Here is a 20,304-nt window from a genome sequence, read left to right as displayed (position 1 = left end):
GCTTAGTTCTTGTAGATGGCGAAATGATCCTGATACTGCACCAGCTCTTCACGGCTCATCACAAAGACGCCGTGGCCGCCGTTCTCGAACTCTACCCAAGTAAAGGGGATCTCGGGGAACTGGGCTTCCAGATGGATCATACTGTTGCCCACTTCGACCACCAGCACACCGTTATCCTTGAGGAAATCTGCCGCATGGGCCAGCAAACGCTTGGTCAGCTTGAGACCATCGGTGCCGGACGCCAGCGCCAGCTCGGGCTCGTGACGGAACTCGTCCGGCAGATCCGACATATCTTCTGAGTCCACATAGGGCGGATTGGAGACGATGAGATCGTACTTGTCGCCCGCCGGCAGATCGCGGAACAGATCGGAGCGGATCGGAATGACCTGCTGCTCCAGCCCGTGATCGTTGATGTTGCGCTCGGCCACGTTCAGCGCATCGATGCTGATGTCGATGGCATCCACTTCTGCTTCCGGGAACTCGTGGGCCATGATGATGGCGATGCAACCTGAGCCGGTGCACAGGTCCATGATCCGGGTCGGTTCATGTTTGAGGAAGGGCGCGAAACGGTTGGCCACCATCTCGGCAATGGGTGAACGGGGAATGAGCACCCGCTCATCCACGTAGAACTCCCAACCGGCATACCAGGCCTTGTTGGTCAGGTAGGCGGCCGGTACTCGCTCCTGTACCCGGCGGATAATCAGCTCGGCGATACGGTGACGCTCGCTGCTGGTGAGACGGGAGTGGCGCATGGCCGGGTCTACATCCGGTGGCAGATGTAACGCGGGCAGTACCAGCTGCACAGCTTCATCCCAGGCGTTGTCGGTTCCATGACCGTAAAAAATCCCGGCGTCGTTGAAACGACTCATGGCCCAACGCAACATGTCCTGGATGGTGTGCATCTCGGCAACCACCTCATCGATAAATATCTTGTCCAAATCCACCTCCAAGTCGAGTAATATCCGGCCCGAGCCCCGTTTACGTTGCGGGCAAGACGCATACCTAATACATGAGCATCTGATGAAAAAAACGCCCTCACCGACAGACGAGGAAACCCTGCTGTTCCGCGATGCGATAAAAGGTACCCGGAAAATCAAGCAAGATACCATAAGGGCCGAGTTACGCCCGGTCAAGCAGAAACGCGAATTGCGCGAAACCCGCGAAAAGCTTGGGGTTGACCACTATTTCAGCGATGAGTATCAGCCCCATCTCGACGATGATGGGCCGACCCGTTACGTGCGGGAAGATGTGTCAAAATTTGAGCTGAAAAAGCTCAAGCGGGGCATTTATCCGCCGGAGATCTATCTCGATCTGCACGGCATGAACCAGCAGCAGGCAAAACAGGAGCTGGCCGCCCTGCTCACCCTCTGCCAGAAAGAGAACATTCACGTCGCCTCAGTGATGCACGGCATCGGCAAACATATTCTCAAGCAGCGCATTCCCAGCTGGCTGGCCCAGCACCCCAATGTTCGCGCCTTCCATCAGGCTCCCCGCGAATGGGGCGGCGACAGCGCCATTCTGGTGTTGCTGGATATCGAAGAGTAGTTAGCCAAACGACCACACTATACTGAATATCAATATGTTATTCGCCGTGGAGGTCGCATGTTTACACAGGGTTCCCATGCCGACATAAAGTCATCTCTCGACGCCATCGGCGCAGCCGTGGCGGTGTTCAGCCTCGACAAGGATGATCACTTTGTGCTGGTCTCTGCCAACGATACCTTTGCCAAGGCGTTCGAGCTGGATGTCCTTGGCAGCATTGGCAAACAGCTGAGCGAGATGTTTCCCCGCTACATCACCAATACCATCGAGCCGCCAATGCACGAATGTGTGCGCATGCAGACCGGGCTCGAGAGCGAGCTGCCCATCGACAGCCTGTCGCGCACCAGTTGGTGGCGTTTTATTCTCTCCCCAATCATCCCCGAGCAGGCACGGATCAACCGGATCATCGTCACCGCCATCGACATCACCGCCAGGATGCAGCTGGAAGAGGCGCTCACCACCAGTCGCCGTCGCTTCGAAGCGGTGGTCAACTCCGCCTATGACGGCATCATCAGTGTCAGCAGCGAGTCACGCATCGAGCTTATCAATACCGCCGCCTGCGAGATGTTCGGCATCGACGAGAGCTATCTCGGCAAGCGGCTGGAAACCCTGCTTCCCCAGCGTTTTCGCGCCAATCACGAGACCTATTTCAAAGCCTTCAGCAGCTCCCCCATCAATTCGCGCCCGATGCATGCCCGCGCCTCGGTGATGGGTCTGCGCCACGATGGCAGCGAATTTCCGCTGGAGGTGACCATCGCCAAGATCAATCTGGGCCCGACCACCGAGATGACCGCCATCTTGCGGGATATCTCTGAGCGAGCCCGACTGGTGGAGGAGTTGAAGGTCGCCGCTACCACGGATCCCCTCACCGGCATAGCCAACCGGCGCCGCTTCAACGAGCTGGTCAACGCCGAGATGCAGCGCTGCCAGCGTTTCGGCCATACCATGAGCCTGCTCCTGATCGATATCGACCACTTCAAGGAAGTCAACGATACCTTTGGCCATCAGCAGGGGGATCTGGCGATCCTGAGTCTGGTGAAACGGATCAGCAAACAGCTGCGGGAGGTGGACATGCTGGGTCGCTGGGGTGGTGAGGAGTTTATCGTGCTGCTGCCGGAAACCTCCCTCGAGCTCGCCTGGGCCAGCGCCGAGCGGATCAGGCTCGCCATCGAATCCCAGCACCATGCACTGGACGGGGCTCTTGAGATCTCCCTCACCATCAGTATCGGGATCAGCGCCAGCAAGGGCAGCCATGACACTGTAGAGAAGATGGTTAGACGAGCCGACACCGCCCTGTATCTGGCCAAGAAACAGGGGCGTAACTGCTGCCGCAAAGAGGAGCCGGAACCGACCTGATGGCGCACGCCCCTACCCTCTGGTGACACTGCTAACCTGTGCCTGCAGAGATAACCAACCGCAACGAATACAAAAGACAGCGCGACTCTCTTCGGTAGCGCTGTCTTTTTCGTTCTACCTTTGGTGCACGTTTCAATCACCACCATCAAGAGGACGGCTAAAGCGCAGTGGGCCACCATCAGCCAGAGAGAGCCTCACCGACAGCATGCCGCCGTTGGGCAATTGCCATTCGAAGAAATCATCAAAACCGGCAATCGTTACGGCGCGGATCACCTTGGCGACCACACCGTGCGCCACCAGCAGTATTCGCTCCCCTTGCATGGTCGAAACAAGTTTCGTGAGTCCCTGCGAGACCCGAGCAATCACCTCATCAATGGTTTCACCACCGGGTGGAGATTCAGCCCAGCGCCGGGTGATATTGCGCGCCCACAGCTCGGGATAGCGTGTTCTTGCCTCTACCTGCGTCAGTCCTTCAAACAGGCCGACATCACGCTCACGAAAAGCAGGCACAAGCTCCACAGGCAATCCCAACTGACGAGACAAGATGGCTGCACTCTCCCTTGTTCGCAGCAGGGGGGACGCCAGCAGCCGATCGAACGGAGCCTGAGTGGCCGCTATCTCGTCAGCCAATCGGGCAATGTGCCTCTGGCCACTCTTATTAAGCCCGATATCCAGCGCGCCCTGATACCGTCCTTCCGCATTGGCTTGCGTCTCGCCATGGCGGATAACGACCAGCTCCATGCCAACCTCCTTTGTTGGGGTTACTTCCCTTTGGGATAACGGGGATGCTCGTCCTGGATCGGCAACCAGGGAAGCTGGCTTTCGGTATGGATGTGGTAGGTTGGCGCAACAGCATCCGGATTATCGAGGGCGGTGATGGCCAACGTGAGATAGTCAGGGTACTGGGTACTGGGTACTGCGATATGTAAGGGAGGAGCCACACTCGGCGCAAAATCCCCGGCGGATAAAATCTGAAGACGCATACTCGGTCGGTTTGCCGCATAACCACTGCACCTCTTCGGCGTGAAAGTCCATCCAGGCCCCGACCGGTGCCCCGTGGTGCGCTGGCAATCCCGACAGTGACAAAAATCGGCCGCAAAAGGTGCAGTCAGCACCTCATAACGGATCGCCCCGCAATGACAACCCCCCTTCATCTCGCCCCCTCGTTGCAATTTTGCACAAGCCAAAGAGATTACCAATATAAACCGGCCGTTTACATTTATTTTCTCAAGGGAATAAGCGACAATGTACCGAGATAAATCAGAGTGATATAGCAAGACCTCACCATTTCAAGTGATAAATGACAGTTTACCAATAGAGAAAATACTCCTCATATTCGCAATGAGAGGTTTCATTTTATGGTGGAAAATGTATTCGCAAGTAGCGCACTACGCTCATCATAAGACGCTAGTTTATGGGGGCTAACGAACCTGAATATAAATTTTATTCTTAACTCTGCTTCAACACTATTTCAATTTTCAGATAGAAACTCACCTTATCAGTTAGAACATAAGCACCATTAAAAATACAAGATAATATTCAATGATGCACTGTTGATAATTAACGAGGAGAAGGAGTTACCCACCCTCTCCTCTTTGGGAGTTAAATTACGCCATCTTATTTGGCAGGAACTACAACCCAGGGGCCGCCTTTGGCGGGATCATCCCCCTGTGTCCACCATTTGGCCTGATAGACAGCTCCCTTGTAGCTCACCTTGCTGCCAGCGGTGTAGACCTTGGTCGCTTCCCATGCCGGGTTGCCACCGATGGGTGGTTCACTCGGATCGACCGGTGGTGGAGTCAGTTTGTCCACAACCCGCACTTTCGGCCAGTTGGCGTGGGAGCCGTAGAAGTTGGTCACGCACTTCTCGTAGTCACCCGGCACCAGCGCAGAATAAGCGGTCTGAAAGCCCACCAGCTCGCACTCGAAGGAATAACCGCCCGGGCGATCCGGATAGTACTTCCAGTTGCCATCCCAGTTGGTGTAGAGCACGTCGGTAGCACCGTTGAGATTAAGGCTGCCATAGGGAGTCTGCTGCCAGCAGGTGTTCTTCTCATCCGCCTTGATCGGAATCTGGTAGTGGTTGGCCAGCCCTTCCCAGTAGCGGATGCGATTGACAGGCTGCCCCTTGTCCTTGTTCTGTTCACCACACTCGATACCGCCGTTGATGACGTTGATGGTTGTACCGAAGCCATAGCCGATACCGGCGTCAGCTTCCCGTTTGGAGGGTACCCAGGTACGATCAATCACGTGTAGCATGGCCGGTTTCGGGGCCTGCGGGGTGAGGAAAAACCAGATGGCAGAAGCGAGGTTAAGCCAGGAGTCCGCCACCAGACCCGGGTTGTTGAGCAACACGGAGGCATCGCCATCAAACATCGCCTCGGAGAAGGCGCCGTAGTTAAAGTGGTAGGAGAGTTGCTTGGCGCCGCGGCCGAAGTACCCCTGACCCGTGCTGCAAGGCCACTTCTTGTTCTGCCAGTCGTTCTGGCCACAGCCGGTGGTATAACCGGTCTGTCCCTCTGACCAGCCCATCTCCCGCACATGCACCAGCGCCTGTTGCCACTCCTCCAGCCCCAGCGGGTTATCGGAGACGTTCTCCTTGGCAATATGGCCACCGGTCTCCTGAGAGAAGTGCGCAAAGGCGGTCACAATGGATTTTTTACAGATCGCATCAGAGTCGCGACCGTCGGTATATTCGCCACAGAACGCAGGGAATTTACCGATGGCTCGCAAGAAGCGGACATAAGTATATTCCGGCGCTGCCATCTGGGTTAAATATTCCCATTCAGATTGGGGAAATACCCGTTCAACCCGTTTTACGTTGTCAGGATTGCTTGCCAAACCCGGTTCAATGGCATCAACGATTTTATTTGACCGGGTCGCCAATGCCTTGGCCCATATTGCATACATGGGATTAGCCGTCTTGGCTTTTTCCATGGCAGCCAGATCCGGGGCGGCAATCACATATCCTCCCGCATTTTGCGGATCGGGTTGAATATTCATGGCTGCACTCATTGCGGCATAGCTTGGCAATGCGCAGGCGGCAGCGATTAGCCAGGCACAACGCTTGGGTTTGAACATGTTTATCGTCCTTGTTTGAATTAATGCGTTCCAAGAGTAGGTGTTTCAACAACTAAATTCACGATGAGAATTAAGAAATAAGCAGAATTTGTGAGCCATTTCACCTTGTGATATTCAGTACAACTGAAACAAAGAAAAAGAACCCAAACGAAAACGCCACAGCGTGATCTGTCGCCCATTTTTAGAACAGTTAAGACGGCCAGGTGACCTGCCATACGGTCATTGTTCGTGATGAAAAAAATGGCTGACAGGCTCAACCTGTCAGCCATCATCAATGTTCAAGAAAAATGCTCAAAATAGCCGGATGTCAGGCACGCACGGCACGGATCAGGATATTGCGCGGGGTCATGGGTTTGGCACAAAACTCCCCCACTTCGACCCGATAGCCCTGCTCTTGCAAAAAGAGCGCGCGATCCAGCGCCAGCCAGATCTCGAGGGGACGGCGAAACAGGTGGCGCACCAGCTCCATGCGGGCGACATCACCAAAGCGGCGCTCCCCGTGTTCCAACCAGGCGGGATACTCCAGCCCGGCGGGCAGCACAATCCCTTTGCGCTCTGCAGCCCAAACGCAGAATGCCTCGAAGGTGCCGGTCAGCAGGCTCTTTTGCATATTGGGCACCGGCAGATACTCATCCACCCCGCGCACCTGACGCTGCAGGCAGTCAAACCCGAGACGCCACACCACTTCCTGCTCCCGCAGGCGGGCGATCCGCGCACCGCCAGTCACCGTCTCCTGTAGCGGCAACTTGAGATCCGCCTTGCTCAACACCAGCTCACTGGCGTTGGCCGCCACCGACAGCGGGCGATAGTGGCTGCTGCGGATCAGGTGATAACAACAGGGAGAGATGGTCACTCCACTGGCACTGCGCTCGGCCACCCGCTCCAGCAGATGGGTGTGCAGCTCACCGCAGGCATGAAGCGCCATGGCATGGTGCTCGGGGGCGATCAGCGCCGCCGATTCAGGGGCAAAGGCATCGGCGCAGGTAAAGGTCATATTGGCGCCATCCCGCTCGGCCAGCAGCCGACCTTCGTCACAAAGCTGTCCTTGCAACTCCAGACTGAGGATAGGAGACTGTCGATGAAGTGACACCAGCCGCCCAAGATGTCCCTTGCCAGCACACCACTCCAGATAGGGGCCCTGATGGGCAGGCAGACAGGCGGTGAACGACTCGATCTGGGCCTGCTTGCGCCCCGGCATATGCAGCGCTATCTCCTTGCTGCAGGTGATGGGATCCGGGGTAAACGGGGCAAGCTGGCTGAGCTGCTGCAGCTCGACTCCCTCGGCAATCCAGGGGGCAAGCAGACTGCTGAGGGCATCCATATCCGCATCGAGCTCTGCCAACTGGCCGAGCGTCAGCCCATTGAGCAACGCCGCCAGTTCGGGCGCCTCATCGGCAAAGGCCATGGTCAGATGATGATATGGCTGATATTGCCACCAGCGTCGGTAGCGGGTGAGCAGTCGATCCAGTTGTTGAAAACGTTGAGCCAGCACGAATGCCCCTGCCTTGCTGTCAAAAAGGAGGCTCATTCTAGCGATCCCGCTTCAAATTGCACTCTCAATACCAAACGATCAGCGCCGCGCAACAGCACAGCCAACCTTGTGAGCCAGGGCAAACCTGACAAAGTGCGGGGTTTTATGCTATATTCCGCCCCCTCTTTCACGCGCCCCGCCCAACGCGGGTCGTTTTACCACTAGCTATGGGACCAACAACATGACCATCAACGCCATTCTGCAAGCGCGCGCGGGCGCCAAGTGTGAACTGTGCAGCGCCGAGCAGGCGCTGACCGCCTTCGTGGTGCCTCACTCCCCCGCCAGCGACGATGATCACAGCGTTGCTATCTGTGACACCTGCCGTGGTCAGCTGGAACAACCGGATACCCTGATGGTCAACCACTGGCGTTGCCTGAGTGACAGCATGTGGAGCCAGGTGCCTGCGGTGCAGGTGATGGCATGGCGCCAGCTCAAAGCTCTCTCCGGCAAGGGTGAAGTGTGGGCTCAGGATCTGCTGGACATGATGTACATGGAAGACGAAGCCAAGGCCTGGGCTGAAGCTGGTATTGCTGACGAAGATGACGACAGCGTACCGACCGTTGACTCCAACGGCGCCGTGCTGCAAGAGGGCGACTCCGTTACCCTGATCAAGGATCTGGACGTGAAAGGCGCCGGTTTCACCGCCAAGCGCGGCACTCTGGTCAAGGGCATCCGTCTGACCAACAACCCGCTCCATATCGAAGGCAAGGTCAACGGCGTGCAGATCGTACTGGTGGCCGCCTACCTGAAAAAGGCCTAAGCCAAGGGCGATTGCTCTGCTGTCTACTGCCAGAGCACAAGCACAACAAAAAGGATGGCGTCACTCCATCCTTTTTTATACCTGCTTGCCGCAAACGGCCAACTTGAGCCCATAACAGGCCAGCCAAAGCAAAAAGGCGCATCCGGATGGACGCGCCTTCTTTACAGGGCCGATACCGTTAACCGGCAGCGGAAACGGTCACTCAGGAGGAGAGCTTGCCGTCCAGCTCGGCAATCTTGGCCGACCAGTAGGCCGGGCCGGTTTCGTGGATATTGTTGCCTTCGGAATCGACCGCTACGGTCACCGGCATATCTTCCACTTCAAACTCGTAGATCGCTTCCATGCCGAGATCGGCAAAGGCCACCACGCGCGCCTTCTTGATAGCCTTGGCCACCAGATAGGCGGCGCCACCAACGGCCATCAGATAGACGGCCTTGTGCTGCTTGATGCTCTCGACGGTTTTCGGACCACGCTCGGACTTGCCGATCATGCCGATAAGGCCAGTTTCACCCAGCATCATGTCGGTGAACTTGTCCATCCGGGTAGAGGTGGTGGGGCCAGCCGGGCCAACCACTTCGTCACGCACCGCATCGACGGGGCCAACGTAATAGATGAAGCGGTTGGTGAAATCGACCCCTTCCGGCAGCCCTTCGCCATTTTTCAGCATGTCGGCGATACGCTTGTGGGCGGCGTCGCGACCGGTGAGGATCTTGCCGGAGAGCAGCACGGTATCACCGCTCTTCCAGCTGGCCAGCTCGGCCTTGGTGATGCCATCAACGTTGACGCGGCGCACGTTGCCACCCGCTTCACGGGTGATCTCCGGCCAGTCACTCAGTTTCGGCGGAGTCAGTTCGGCAGGGCCTGAACCATCCAGCTCGAAGTGAACGTGGCGGGTCGCGGCGCAGTTGGGGATCATCACCACCGGCTTGGAAGCGGCGTGAGTCGGCGCAGATTTCACCTTCACATCCAGCACGGTAGTGAGGCCGCCCAACCCCTGGGCACCGATCCCCAGCTTGTTGACCTTGTCGTAGAGCTCGACCCGCAGCTTCTCTTCAGTGGTTTGCGGGCCACGGGCGATCAGCTCCTGAATGTCGATGTGCTCCATCAGGGCCTCTTTGGCCAGTACCGCCGCTTTCTCGGCGGTACCGCCGATGCCGATGCCCAGCATGCCGGGCGGGCACCAGCCTGCGCCCATGGTCGGCACGGTTTTCAGCACCCACTCGACGATATCGTCAGAGGGGTTGAGCATCACCATCTTGGATTTGTTCTCGGAGCCGCCACCTTTGGCCGCGATGCTCACTTCCACCTTGTTGCCGGGGATCATGTCGATATGGACCACGGCAGGGGCGTTGTCTTTGGTGTTTTTGCGACTGCCGGCCGGATCGGCCAGCACGGAGGCGCGCAGCGGGTTGTCAGGATTGGTGTAGGCACGACGGGTCCCTTCGTCCACCATCTCCTGCACAGTCATGTCGCTGTCCCACTGGACTTGCATGCCAATCTTGACGAAACAGGTCACGATGCCGGTGTCCTGGCAGAGCGGACGATGACCTTCGGCGGACATGCGGGAGTTGATCAGGATCTGGGCCAGCGCATCTTTGGCGGCCGGGTTGGCCTCACGGTCATACGCCGCTTTGGCAGCCTGAACAAAATCCAACGGGTGGTAATAGGAGATGTACTGGAGGGCATCTGCGATAGAATCGATGAAATCCTGTTTTTTTATAATGCTCATATCATCCTCACTGGTCCTTGTCTCTGCCACGGAGCAGGGCAAGGGCTTCCATATGATGGGCCGTGCTGACGTGCTGGCTAAAAACTATCAACCAGCAAAAAACGAACGACACGGCAGTTTTTTCTTAAGTCACCGACACCTATGATACGCTTGCCCACCAGCACCGACTAGGGTTCGGGAACCAAACTGTTGCCTGTGTAACATAAAATGACGCCAACACTTCATATCCATCATCTAGACCATAGTGCTGAGCTCCATCAGCTTTTTGCCCGCCTGCAACATCAGCCGTGGGCCATGTTGCTGGAATCGGCGGGGCCACTCGGCGCTGATAACGGCTTTGATATCATCACTGCCGATCCGCTGGCGACCCTCGAAACCCGCGGCGAAGTGACCACTCTGCGTGTCGAGGCGAATATCAGCAAACACCACGAAGATCCCCTCGCCCTGCTGGCTCATACCCAGCAACAGCTGCTGGGGGAGCTGGATCTGTGTGCCACTCACCTACCCTTTATTGGCGGCGCCCTCGGCCTGTTTGGCTATGATCTGGGCCGTCGCTTCGAGCGACTGCCAGTGCAGGCCGCCGCCGATATCGCGGTGCCGGACATGGCGGTGGGCATCTACGACTGGGCGCTGCTTCGCAATGTGGCGACCGGCGACTGGCAGCTGGTGCACTGGGGGGATGAAGCGGGTCTTGCCAACCGGCTGGCTTGGCTTGAACAGCAGCAGGCCAAACCGGCCCCCACTTTTGCCTTGCAGGGGTCGTGGCAGAGCAATATGAGCCGCGCCGAGTATGGCGAGAAGTTTGCCCGTATTCAGGAATATCTCGCCGCAGGGGATTGCTACCAGATCAACCTGACCCAGCGTTTCAGCGCCCCCTATCAGGGGGATGAGTGGCAGGCCTATTGTCTTCTGGCAACCGCCAACAAGGCCCCCTTCTCTGCCTTTATCCGTCTGCCGGAGAGCGCGCTGCTGAGCCTCTCCCCCGAGCGCTTCCTGCTGCTTGATGGCCGTCATATCGAAACCAAACCCATCAAAGGCACTCGCCCTCGCCACCCCGATCCGGCCATCGATCGGCAAGTCGCGCGGGAGCTGGCGCAGGCGGACAAGGACAGATCAGAGAATCTGATGATCGTTGATCTGCTGCGCAACGATATCGGTCGGGTCAGCCGGCCAGGCTCGGTCAGCGTGCCTCATCTCTTTGCGGTGGAGTCGTTTCCGGCGGTACATCATCTGGTCTCCACCATCCATGGTGAGCTGGATGCACGCTGGCAAGGGGTCGATCTGCTGCGGGCCTGTTTCCCGGGTGGCTCAATCACCGGCGCCCCCAAAATCCGGGCTATGGAGATCATCGAAGAGCTTGAGCCCCAGCGCCGCAATGCCTATTGCGGCAGCATCGGCTACCTCAGCCAGCATGGCCGAATGGACACCAGCATCTGCATTCGCACTTTGATCGCCGAAGCGGGTCGTCTGCACTGCTGGGCCGGTGGCGGCATCATCGCCGACTCCGACGCCGACAGCGAATATCAGGAGACCTATGACAAGGTCGCCCGCATCCTGCCACCGCTGTCGGCGCTGTAACCCTCCCCACTGTCTGGCCAACGCACAGGAGAGCTCCCCGCCATGGATCGCCACGAACTGCTGACCCGCTTCCAGTTGCAGCGACCCGCCCCGGCCCATCGCCTCGCCATCGGCGGGCTCAGTCCGGCGGCAGTGTTGATCCCGGTGGTGATGCGCGATGAGGGGCTCAGCGTGTTATTGACCCGGCGCAGCCCACGGCTGCGTCATCATGGGGGGCAGATCAGCTTCCCCGGCGGGCGACAGGATCCCGGCGACGAAAACCTCATTGCCACGGCGCTGCGGGAGACCGAAGAGGAGCTCGGCATTCCGGCCCGGCTGATCGAGGTGATCGGCACCCTCAACCCGCTCAATACGGTGTCACGATTCGAGGTACTGCCGGTGCTGGGGCTGCTCGATGGCAACTATCCCCTCATCCTGAGTCCGGATGAGGTGGATCACGCCTTCGAAGTGCCGCTGACCCATCTGCTGGATCGACGCAACCACATCCCCCTGACCCTTTCCAGAGGAGGGAAAGCACACACCATCTACTGGATCCCTTGGCAACAGCACTTTATCTGGGGGGCTACCGCCAGCATGATCAACCAGCTAGCCCAGCATCTCGCAAAATAACAATTTACCTACATTTTGCTGAGCGAGATTTAATCATTAACACTAAAATAACGTGCCAATTGATAAACAATAATTGAATTTTTCTTGTTTTGATCACATTTCCATAAGAAAGTGCGGTTTTTCGTGCCGTAAAGATGAATTTGATCAACATTTTTGATTAGAAAAACCGTATCCTTGCGCCGACTTAATAAGAACCACACATTCGGGGTGAGATAGATGTCAAACACAGTCACTGGCACGCAGGGAGTTGCGGCGTCAACAGAGCAAGGGATCAGCTCTACTCAAACCACTCGTTGGGAAAAACGCGACTCTACCTGGGTCATCAGTCTGTTCGGGACCGCGGTTGGCGCGGGGATCCTGTTCCTGCCGATCAACGCGGGTATGGGCGGTTTCTGGCCGCTGGTCGTCATGGCGCTGCTGGTAGGTCCCATGACCTATCTGGCCCACCGTGGTCTGGCCCGCTTCGTCCTCTCCTCCAAAAAGCCAAATGCAGACATCACCGAAGTGGTGGAAGAGCACTTTGGCGTGGGTGCCGGTAAATTAATCACCCTGCTCTACTTCTTCGCCATCTACCCCATCGTGCTGATCTACGGCGTGGGCATCACCAACACCGTGGAAAGCTTTATGGTCAACCAGCTGCAGATGAGTGCTCCGCCGCGCTGGATCCTCTCCATCGTGCTGATCATGGGCATGATGTCGGTGATGCTGGCCGGTGAAAAGCTGATGCTGAAAGTGACCGAGCTGCTGGTTTATCCGCTGATCGCCATTCTGGCCGGTATCTCTTTGTACCTCATTCCGGACTGGACCGGTGCCGCGCTGGAGCAAGTGCCCTCTGCCAAGGATTTCGCCACTACCCTGTGGCTGACCATCCCGGTACTGGTTTTCTCCTTCAACCACAGCCCGGCTATCTCCAGCTTCTCCCTGGCCCAGCGCCGCGACCACGGTGATCAGGCTGTCGAGAAAGCCGATGCCATCCTCAAGCGTACCGCCATGGTGCTGCTGGGCTTCGTGATGTTCTTCGTCTTCTCCTGCGTCATGAGCCTGACACCGGCCCAGCTGGCGGAAGCCAAGGCTCAGAACATCGCCGTGCTCTCCTATCTGGCCAACCAGCATGCCAGCCCCATCATCTCCTACTTCGGTCCGTTGGTTGCGTTCGTGGCCATCGTCTCCTCCTTCTTCGGCCACTATCTGGGTGCCCGTGAAGGTCTGAAAGGGATGATCGTGCAGAACATGCGCAAGTCAGGCAAAGAGCCGAACGCCAAGAAAGTCGAGATGTTCATCATCGCCTTCTTCATCCTGACCCTGTGGGGCACTGCCATTGCCAACCCCTCCATCCTGGGCATGATTGAATCCTTGGGCGGCCCGATCATCGCTACCATCCTGTTCATCATGCCGATGTACGCCATCAAGCGCGTACCGGCCATGGCGAAATATCAGGGCCATATCAGCAACGTATTTGTCGCTGTGATGGGGATGATCGCTATCTCCGCCATCCTCTATCAGCTGGTCGGTTAATCCCCTACCTGCCGCTGGTAGCAAAAAGCCAGCCGAATAGTCGGCTGGCTTTTTTATCTCTGCAATCTGTGCCTCCGCGATTCCCCTGCTCTCTCCTTATTACTCTCCTCACCTTGTTGGATATCTGCATGCTCACCAGCGCCATGATTGAACATGCTTAGGGATTCACCATGTACCGGCCCCATACCCGCAGCTCAATATCGCCAACACGTTTACTCCCCCTCACCAAACCATGATGGCGTGTCTGATAGGACGGGTTCATCTGCCGCAGCCAGCCACCTCCATTCTTCTTTGATGCTGTGATTGTCTTGAAGAGCTGGGGTAAGCCATAGCAATCGGCTCTTGACAGAGCAGACAAAGGTGTGTGGCGCACAATAGAGGGAGTAAGCACAACTCGAAGGGACAAAGATAAGGCTGCGCCCTGGACAAGGTCGACAGAGTGTCCGGCACATCAGCCAAAGAGCCTGCTTAAAGAGGAAAAGAGAGCAAATCCGGCAATAAAAAGCGCCCTCCGAAGAGGGCGCAAGTGTGTTGCGAAACTGACCGTTACGAGATCAGGCTTCGCGGCTCGGTACCGGAGCCACATCCAGCAGGCTTTCATCTTCGGCCATGCACGCTGCGGCGGTGAACAGCACGTCGGTGGAGCTGTTCAGTGCTGTCTCAGCAGAATCCTGCAACACGCCGATGATAAAGCCGACGGCTACCACCTGCATGGCGATGTCGTTGCTGATACCAAACAGGCTGCACGCCAGCGGGATCAGCAGCAAGGAGCCACCGGCGACACCGGACGCGCCACAGGCACTGACGGTGGCTACCACAGAGAGCAGCACGGCCGTTGCCATGTCCACTTCCATCCCCAGGGTATGTACCGCCGCCATGGCGAGCACAGTGATGGTGATGGCCGCACCTGCCATGTTGATGGTGGCACCCAGCGGGATGGAGACAGCGTAGGTATCTTTGGGCAGGCGCAGTTTTTCACACAGCGCCATGTTGACCGGAATGTTGGCGGCAGAGCTGCGGGTAAAGAAGGCGGTCACGCCGCTCTCTTTGAGGCAAGTCAGCACCAGCGGATAGGGGTTGCGCTTGATCTTCCAGAAGACGATCAACGGGTTGACCACGAAGGCGATAAACAGCATGCAGCCGATCAGCACCACCAGCAGTTGGGCATAGCCAAACAGGGCGTCAAAGCCGGTCTCTGCCAGAGTGGAGGCAACCAGACCCAGGATCCCGAGCGGAGCACAGCGGATCACCGCTTTCACGATGGCGGAGACACCGTGAGACAGGTCAGTGATCAGCGCCTTGGTGCTCTCGTTGGCATGGCGCATGGCGATACCCAGACCGATGGCCCACGCCAGGATCCCGATATAATTGGCATCCATCAGCGCCTTGACCGGGTTGGTCACCACGTTGAACAGCAGGGTCTGCAGCACTTCGGTGATCCCGCCTGGCGGGGTGATCTCGGCAGTATTGGCCACCAGATGGAGGTTGGAGGGAAACAGGAAGCTGGCAATCACCGCGACCACGGCCGCAGAGAAGGTACCAAACAGGTAGAGCGCCAGCAGCGGGCGAATATTGGTCTTCTGACCCTGCTTGTGACCAATGATGGCCGCCATCACCAGTACGAATACCAGCAGCGGGGCTACCGCTTTCAGTGCACCAACGAACAGACTGCCGAGCAGACCTGCCGTTTTCGCCCACTCGGGCGCAAACAGTGCCAGCAAGATACCGAATACCAGACCAACCAGGATCTGGCTGACCAGACTGGTGCTATTGACCAGCCGAAGGAGGGGGTGTTGTTGTGTCATCAAAAAAGTCCCTAAGCACCGTAGTGCATGAATCATGAGTCCTGTCTGCAACCACTCATCGGGAGACCCCTGTCGCCCGAATGTGGTGTCTGTGGCCAGCCTTCTGTCGGGCCGATCCGCCAGTCACCGGATTGCATGACGGAATATCCCATTCGCCATCTTTTTTTTCCAGAGACTCACCAAAAAATATCCCGTTTCCATCACAAAAAACCGCAACAAAACCTTAACTACAGCGCAACCACCCATTTTTGTACGTTTTATCGACACTCTCTGCCCTTACCCTCACGACCATTCCTATGCCACCCGTGACCGTGTCGCTGTGCTATCATCCCCCATTTGCCGCGGAGCCTTGCCATGATCCCATCCCTGCTCAACCAATATTTTGGTTTCTCCGCACTCAGGCCAGGTCAGGAAGCGGTGATCAGCCGAGTGCTGGCAGGTCAGAGTGCCGCCGCCATCTTTCCCACCGGCTCCGGCAAGTCCCTCTGTTATCAACTGCCTGCCCTCGCCCTGCCTTACCTGACCCTGGTTATCTCGCCGCTGCTGGCGCTGATGCACGATCAGCTCGCCTTCCTCAAAAGCAAGGGAATAAGCGCCGCCACCCTCGACTCAAGCCAGAGTCCGGAGGAGAGCCGACGAGTGATGCAGCAGGCGCTGGATGGCCAGCTCAAGATCCTGATGATCTCGGTGGAGCGACTCAAGAACGAGCGCTTTCGCCGCTTTATCCAGCAAGTGCCGCTCTCGCTGCTAGTCGTCGATGAGGCGCACTGTATCTCGGAGTGGGGCCACAACTTTCGCCCCGACTACCTCAAGCTGCCGAGCTATCGCCATGACCTGAAGATCCCGCAGGTGTTGCTGCTGACGGCCACCGCCACACCGGCGGTTATTCAGGATATGCAGAGCAAATTCGGCATAGCGCCGGAGGGGGTCGTGGTCACCGGTTTCTACCGCTCCAATCTTGATCTGGCGGTCATTCCCCTTGCGCCCGATGTGCGGGATAGCTGGCTCGCGCAGGAGTTGGCCAACGATCCGGCGGCCCCTACCATCGTCTACGTCACCTTGCAACACACCGCAGAAGCCTGTGCCGAGCAACTCATTAGAGAAGGGATCAACGCCCGTGCCTATCATGCCGGACTCGACTCGGCGCTGCGCAGTCAGATCCAGCACGACTTCATGGTGGGCAAGGTGGATTGCATCGTCGCCACCATCGCCTTTGGCATGGGGATCGACAAAGCGGATATCCGGCGGGTCATTCACTACGATCTGCCCAAATCTATCGAGAACTACAGCCAGGAGATTGGCCGCGCCGGACGGGATGGCCAACCATCGCGCTGTATCGTGCTGGCCAACCAGAGCCAGCTGCCGGTGTTGGAGAACTTCGTCTACGGCGATACGCCGGATTTGAGTGCCATCCTCCAGCTCCTTGCCATCATCAAGCAGAGCGGGAACGAGTGGGAATTCACCCTGCTGCGCCTATCCAACGACACCAATATCCGCCAGTTGCCCCTTAAAACCCTGCTGGTCTATCTGGAGATGGCAGGCATCATCACCCCGGCCTACAGCTACTACGCCGACTACCGCTTCAAGTTTGTGCTGGATAAAGGCGAGATAGTGAGTCGCTTCAATCCGGATCGTCGCCAGTTTCTGGAGCAACTGTTCGCATGCGCCCCGCAAGCGCGCAGCTGGTGCACCATGGACTTTGACGCCCTCTGGCAGGGCTATCAGGGGGAGCGGCAGCGGGCCGTTGCGGCGCTCGACTACCTGCAACAGCAAGGCTGGATCGAACTCGAAAGCAAGCAGATGACCGAGGTCTACCGGATCACCCGTCAGGGGTGGGACAACGAGCAGGAGGCAAAAGCCCTGCACGCACTGTTCCTGCAAAAAGAGCAGAGCGAGCTGGCAAGACTGCAAGCCATGCTCAACTTTTTCACCTCAAGTGAGTGCCTGAGCCACCGCCTCGCCCGCTATTTTGCCGATGAGGTGGCGCCGGTTCATTGTGGCCACTGTTCGGTTTGTCGTGGCAAGGTGGCACATCTCCCTCCCCTGCCCTCACTGACCATGCCAAACGCGGCGGGGATCCGTGCCTGGTGCGATCCGCTGATTGCCAAAACAGGTTCGGTGGATGCTCGTGTTCTGGCCCGTTTTTTGTGTGGTATCGCCACACCGCAGACCAGCCGGGTCAAGGCCAAATCGCTGGCAGGCGCAGGCCAGTTGGCCGCCCACCCGTTTGCCCGCGTCCTGGCGGCAGTGCAACAAGCCTACCCTTGCTAGGTGAGTGCTGGCTGCGTCAATAGCCACCAGCAGAAACAAGCGCTTACAGACGCAGAAAAAGAAGACCCTCGCGGTTGCGAGGGTCAAGCCAACGGAAACGTGCTTAAACAGAGCTTGGTGAGGCAACAGTCAACTCTCTTGCTAAAGCATCTTGCTGCTCACACCTCGCCAATCTAGGGCACTCAAAATGTAGCGTCAATGTAAAAATTAGAGCCAAAACTCCAAACAAAGTGATTTACGTTGACGTTAACGTAATGACATTCTCATCCATAACCCCGCCAACCCGCAGCCCCATTGCCTTTCGTCAAACCCCTTAATCTTTTCGCAATAAGTTCCCTGTTTCCCATAAACATTTATTTTTTATGTCTTTGACATTTACCTCACTATCGTGGCAAAAATAATTTAACAGTCAGTAACATAGCGGTGTTGTTGACTGACCCTCCCCGCACAAGGATCGGGCAGGTTTCTTCAGAATTTAACCTATCAACCGTGATGGATTACTGGAGTCTGTTGACTAGGCTTTAAAAGCGCACAACACAAAAGCAGTCATCCAACTTTTTCAGGGCAAGCGACTATAACGAGGGCAAAGTTATGGGCATCTTCGAGCACTACCAACAGCGATACGAAAAGGCAAGGGAAGAGGAGTACACCATCCAGGAGTTTCTGGATATGTGCAAGCAGGACAAAGCCTGCTACGCCTCTGCGGCCGAACGTCTGCTGACCGCCATCGGTGAACCTGAGATGGTAGACACCTCTGCCAACCCCAGACTGAGCCGGCTTTTCTCCAACCGCGTCGTGGCACGCTATCCGGCATTCAAAGATTTCTACGGTATGGAAGAGGCGATCGAGCAGATTGTCTCCTACCTCAAACACTCCGCCCAGGGGCTGGAGGAGAAGAAACAGATCCTCTATCTGCTGGGCCCCGTTGGCGGTGGTAAATCCTCGCTGGCAGAGAAACTCAAATCCCTGATGCAGAAGGTGCCCATCTATCGCATCAAGGGCTCACCGGTCAACGATCACCCCTTCTGTCTGTTCGACATCGAAGAGGATGGCGAGATCCTGGAAAAAGAGTACGGCATTCCACGCCGTTATCTGCGCCCCATCATGTCGCCCTGGGTTGCCAAGCGTCTGCACGAGTTTGGCGGCGACATCACCAAGTTCAAGGTGGAGAAGGTCAACCCCTCCATACTCGATCAAATCGCCATCGCCAAGACTGAACCCGGTGATGACAACAACCAGGACATATCCTCACTGGTCGGCAAGGTAGATATCCGCATGCTGGAGCACTTCGCCCAGGATGACGCCGATGCCTACTCCTACTCCGGTGCGCTGTGTAAAGCAAACCAGGGTGTGATGGAATTTGTGGAGATGTTCAAAGCGCCCATCAAGGTGCTGCACCCGCTGTTGACTGCAACTCAGGAGGGGAACTACAACGGTACCGAAGGGCTCTCAGCCCTCCCCTTTGACGGCATCTTGCTGGCTCACTCCAACGAATCCGAGTGGCAGCAGTTCCGCAACAACAAGAACAACGAGGCCTTCCTCGACCGGGTCTACATCGTCAAGGTGCCTTACTGCCTGCGCGTCTCCGAAGAGGTGAAGATCTACGAGAAGCTGCTGGTCAACAGCGAGCTGACCGAGGCCAAGTGCGCCCCGGGTACCCTCGAGTTGCTGGGCCAGTTCTCGGTGTTGTCACGGCTGAAAGAACCCGAAAACTCCAGCATCTACTCCAAGATGCGGGTCTATGATGGCGAAAGCCTGAAGGACACCGATCCGAAGGCGAAGAGCTATCAGGAGTATCGCGACTACGCCGGTGTGGACGAGGGGATGAATGGTCTCTCTACCCGCTTTGCGTTCAAGATCCTCTCCCGCGTCTTCAACTTCGACCACGCGGAAGTGGCCGCCAACCCGGTGCACCTCTTCTATGTGCTGGAGCAGCAAATCGAGCGCGAACAGTTCCCGCAAGAGCTGCACGATCGCTACCTTGAGTTCATCAAGGGCTATCTGACCCCGCGCTATGTGGAGTTCATCGGCAAGGAGATCCAGACCGCCTATCTCGAGTCCTACTCAGAGTACGGCCAAAACATCTTCGATCGCTACGTCACCTACGCCGACTTCTGGATCCAGGATCAGGAGTACCGTGACCCCGAAACCGGCCAACTGTTTGACAGAGCGTCCCTCAACAGCGAGCTGGAGAAAATTGAAAAACCCGCCGGGATCAGCAACCCGAAGGATTTCCGTAACGAAATCGTCAACTTCGTGCTGCGTGCCCGGGCCAACAATGCAGGCCGTAACCCCAACTGGACCAGTTACGAGAAGCTGCGCACCGTGATCGAGAAGAAGATGTTCTCCAACACGGAAGAGCTGCTGCCGGTTATCTCCTTCAACAGCAAAACCTCGGCCGAGGAGCAGAAGAAGCACGATAACTTTGTCGAACGGATGATGGAGAAAGGCTACACCCGCAAACAGGTGCGACTGCTCTCCGAATGGTATCTCAGGGTACGCAAGTCATCCTGACCCTGACTGTTCA

Annotated in this window: 15 protein-coding genes; 8 read left to right on the top strand and 7 right to left on the bottom strand. The window is 57.1% G+C overall.

Annotated features, from left to right (window positions below):
• Nucleotides 1–2: 2 nt before the first annotated feature.
• Complete coding sequence (gene prmB, locus I6L46_RS06040; RefSeq protein WP_216977647.1) at nt 3–938, bottom strand: 50S ribosomal protein L3 N(5)-glutamine methyltransferase; 936 nt, start codon at nt 936–938, stop codon at nt 3–5.
• A gap of 82 nt (nt 939–1,020) precedes the next feature.
• Here prmB and smrB point away from each other — a divergent pair, with 82 nt between their 5' ends.
• Both smrB and I6L46_RS06030 read left to right on the top strand, forming a co-directional pair.
• Complete coding sequence (gene smrB, locus I6L46_RS06035; RefSeq protein ID WP_005333198.1) at nt 1,021–1,545, top strand: endonuclease SmrB; 525 nt, start codon at nt 1,021–1,023, stop codon at nt 1,543–1,545.
• A gap of 57 nt (nt 1,546–1,602) precedes the next feature.
• Complete coding sequence (locus I6L46_RS06030; RefSeq protein WP_216977646.1) at nt 1,603–2,898, top strand: sensor domain-containing diguanylate cyclase; 1,296 nt, start codon at nt 1,603–1,605, stop codon at nt 2,896–2,898.
• A gap of 132 nt (nt 2,899–3,030) precedes the next feature.
• On the opposite strand, the gene I6L46_RS06025 is transcribed toward I6L46_RS06030, so the two are convergent.
• From I6L46_RS06025 to I6L46_RS06010, 4 genes are all read right to left on the bottom strand, one after another.
• Nucleotides 3,031–3,639 (bottom strand): histidine phosphatase family protein, encoded by a 609-nt coding sequence (locus tag I6L46_RS06025; RefSeq protein WP_216977645.1) that lies wholly within the window; start codon nt 3,637–3,639, stop codon nt 3,031–3,033.
• A 153-nt stretch (nt 3,640–3,792) separates the two neighbouring features.
• Nucleotides 3,793–3,933 carry a hypothetical protein gene (locus I6L46_RS20815; protein WP_216977644.1) on the bottom strand — a complete coding sequence of 47 codons (141 nt, stop codon included), beginning with the start codon at nt 3,931–3,933 and terminating at the stop codon, nt 3,793–3,795.
• A gap of 582 nt (nt 3,934–4,515) precedes the next feature.
• Nucleotides 4,516–5,979 (bottom strand): chitinase, encoded by a 1,464-nt coding sequence (locus tag I6L46_RS06015; RefSeq protein ID WP_216977643.1) that lies wholly within the window; start codon nt 5,977–5,979, stop codon nt 4,516–4,518.
• Between the two features lie 307 nt (nt 5,980–6,286).
• On the bottom strand, nt 6,287–7,507 hold the full coding sequence (locus I6L46_RS06010) for a methyltransferase (RefSeq protein ID WP_216977642.1): 1,221 nt from the start codon (nt 7,505–7,507) through the stop codon (nt 6,287–6,289).
• Between the two features lie 184 nt (nt 7,508–7,691).
• On the opposite strand from I6L46_RS06010, the gene I6L46_RS06005 reads away from it, so the two are divergent.
• A complete protein-coding gene (locus I6L46_RS06005) occupies nt 7,692–8,270 on the top strand; it encodes an alkylphosphonate utilization protein (RefSeq protein ID WP_216977641.1) in 579 nt (192 codons plus the stop codon).
• Nucleotides 8,271–8,472: 202 nt separating this feature from the next.
• Here the strand turns inward: I6L46_RS06005 and I6L46_RS06000 are convergent, their stop codons facing one another.
• Nucleotides 8,473–9,999 carry a fumarate hydratase gene (locus I6L46_RS06000; RefSeq protein ID WP_005351759.1) on the bottom strand — a complete coding sequence of 509 codons (1,527 nt, stop codon included), beginning with the start codon at nt 9,997–9,999 and terminating at the stop codon, nt 8,473–8,475.
• 294 nt (nt 10,000–10,293) lie between these two features.
• On the opposite strand from I6L46_RS06000, the gene pabB reads away from it, so the two are divergent.
• The 3 genes from pabB to I6L46_RS05985 all read left to right on the top strand — a co-directional run bounded on the left by pabB (nt 10,294) and on the right by I6L46_RS05985 (nt 13,701).
• Nucleotides 10,294–11,577, top strand: coding sequence for an aminodeoxychorismate synthase component I (pabB, locus tag I6L46_RS05995; protein WP_254203136.1), 1,284 nt, complete (start codon nt 10,294–10,296; stop codon nt 11,575–11,577).
• A gap of 42 nt (nt 11,578–11,619) precedes the next feature.
• Entirely contained in the window at nt 11,620–12,186 is a 567-nt protein-coding gene (locus tag I6L46_RS05990; protein WP_005351753.1) for a CoA pyrophosphatase, read from the top strand.
• Between the two features lie 216 nt (nt 12,187–12,402).
• Nucleotides 12,403–13,701 carry a serine/threonine transporter gene (locus I6L46_RS05985; protein WP_005345325.1) on the top strand — a complete coding sequence of 433 codons (1,299 nt, stop codon included), beginning with the start codon at nt 12,403–12,405 and terminating at the stop codon, nt 13,699–13,701.
• Nucleotides 13,702–14,255: 554 nt separating this feature from the next.
• Here the strand turns inward: I6L46_RS05985 and sstT are convergent.
• Nucleotides 14,256–15,506, bottom strand: coding sequence for a serine/threonine transporter SstT (gene sstT, locus I6L46_RS05980; RefSeq protein WP_216977639.1), 1,251 nt, complete (start codon nt 15,504–15,506; stop codon nt 14,256–14,258).
• A 354-nt stretch (nt 15,507–15,860) separates the two neighbouring features.
• Between sstT and I6L46_RS05975 the strand changes: the two genes are divergently transcribed.
• On the top strand, nt 15,861–17,777 hold the full coding sequence (locus I6L46_RS05975) for an ATP-dependent DNA helicase RecQ (RefSeq protein ID WP_216977638.1): 1,917 nt from the start codon (nt 15,861–15,863) through the stop codon (nt 17,775–17,777).
• A gap of 591 nt (nt 17,778–18,368) precedes the next feature.
• Nucleotides 18,369–20,291: a PrkA family serine protein kinase gene (locus I6L46_RS05970; protein WP_033113275.1), complete on the top strand. Its 1,923-nt coding sequence runs from the start codon at nt 18,369–18,371 to the stop codon at nt 20,289–20,291.
• Nucleotides 20,292–20,304: the final 13 nt, after the last annotated feature.

This window comes from Aeromonas sp. FDAARGOS 1416, from assembly GCF_019048085.1.
Taxonomy (GTDB): domain Bacteria; phylum Pseudomonadota; class Gammaproteobacteria; order Enterobacterales; family Aeromonadaceae; genus Aeromonas; species Aeromonas veronii.
Note: the sequence above shows the minus strand (reverse complement) of the source record. Positions and strands in the feature narration are given on the sequence as shown.

Excerpts from the sequence above, each read along its gene's own strand:
- smrB (WP_005333198.1), top strand. The coding sequence starts at position 1,021 with ATGAAAAAAACGCCCTCACCGACAGACGAGGAAACCCTGCTGTTCCGC.
- I6L46_RS06030 (WP_216977646.1), top strand. The coding sequence starts at position 1,603 with ATGTTTACACAGGGTTCCCATGCCGACATAAAGTCATCTCTCGACGCC.
- I6L46_RS06025 (WP_216977645.1), bottom strand. The coding sequence starts at position 3,639 with ATGGAGCTGGTCGTTATCCGCCATGGCGAGACGCAAGCCAATGCGGAA.
- I6L46_RS20815 (WP_216977644.1), bottom strand. The coding sequence starts at position 3,933 with ATGGACTTTCACGCCGAAGAGGTGCAGTGGTTATGCGGCAAACCGACC.
- I6L46_RS06015 (WP_216977643.1), bottom strand. The coding sequence starts at position 5,979 with ATGTTCAAACCCAAGCGTTGTGCCTGGCTAATCGCTGCCGCCTGCGCA.
- I6L46_RS06010 (WP_216977642.1), bottom strand. The coding sequence starts at position 7,507 with ATGAGCCTCCTTTTTGACAGCAAGGCAGGGGCATTCGTGCTGGCTCAA.
- I6L46_RS06005 (WP_216977641.1), top strand. The coding sequence starts at position 7,692 with ATGACCATCAACGCCATTCTGCAAGCGCGCGCGGGCGCCAAGTGTGAA.
- I6L46_RS06000 (WP_005351759.1), bottom strand. The coding sequence starts at position 9,999 with ATGAGCATTATAAAAAAACAGGATTTCATCGATTCTATCGCAGATGCC.
- pabB (WP_254203136.1), top strand. The coding sequence starts at position 10,294 with ATGTTGCTGGAATCGGCGGGGCCACTCGGCGCTGATAACGGCTTTGAT.
- I6L46_RS05990 (WP_005351753.1), top strand. The coding sequence starts at position 11,620 with ATGGATCGCCACGAACTGCTGACCCGCTTCCAGTTGCAGCGACCCGCC.
- I6L46_RS05985 (WP_005345325.1), top strand. The coding sequence starts at position 12,403 with ATGTCAAACACAGTCACTGGCACGCAGGGAGTTGCGGCGTCAACAGAG.
- sstT (WP_216977639.1), bottom strand. The coding sequence starts at position 15,506 with ATGACACAACAACACCCCCTCCTTCGGCTGGTCAATAGCACCAGTCTG.
- I6L46_RS05975 (WP_216977638.1), top strand. The coding sequence starts at position 15,861 with ATGATCCCATCCCTGCTCAACCAATATTTTGGTTTCTCCGCACTCAGG.
- I6L46_RS05970 (WP_033113275.1), top strand. The coding sequence starts at position 18,369 with ATGGGCATCTTCGAGCACTACCAACAGCGATACGAAAAGGCAAGGGAA.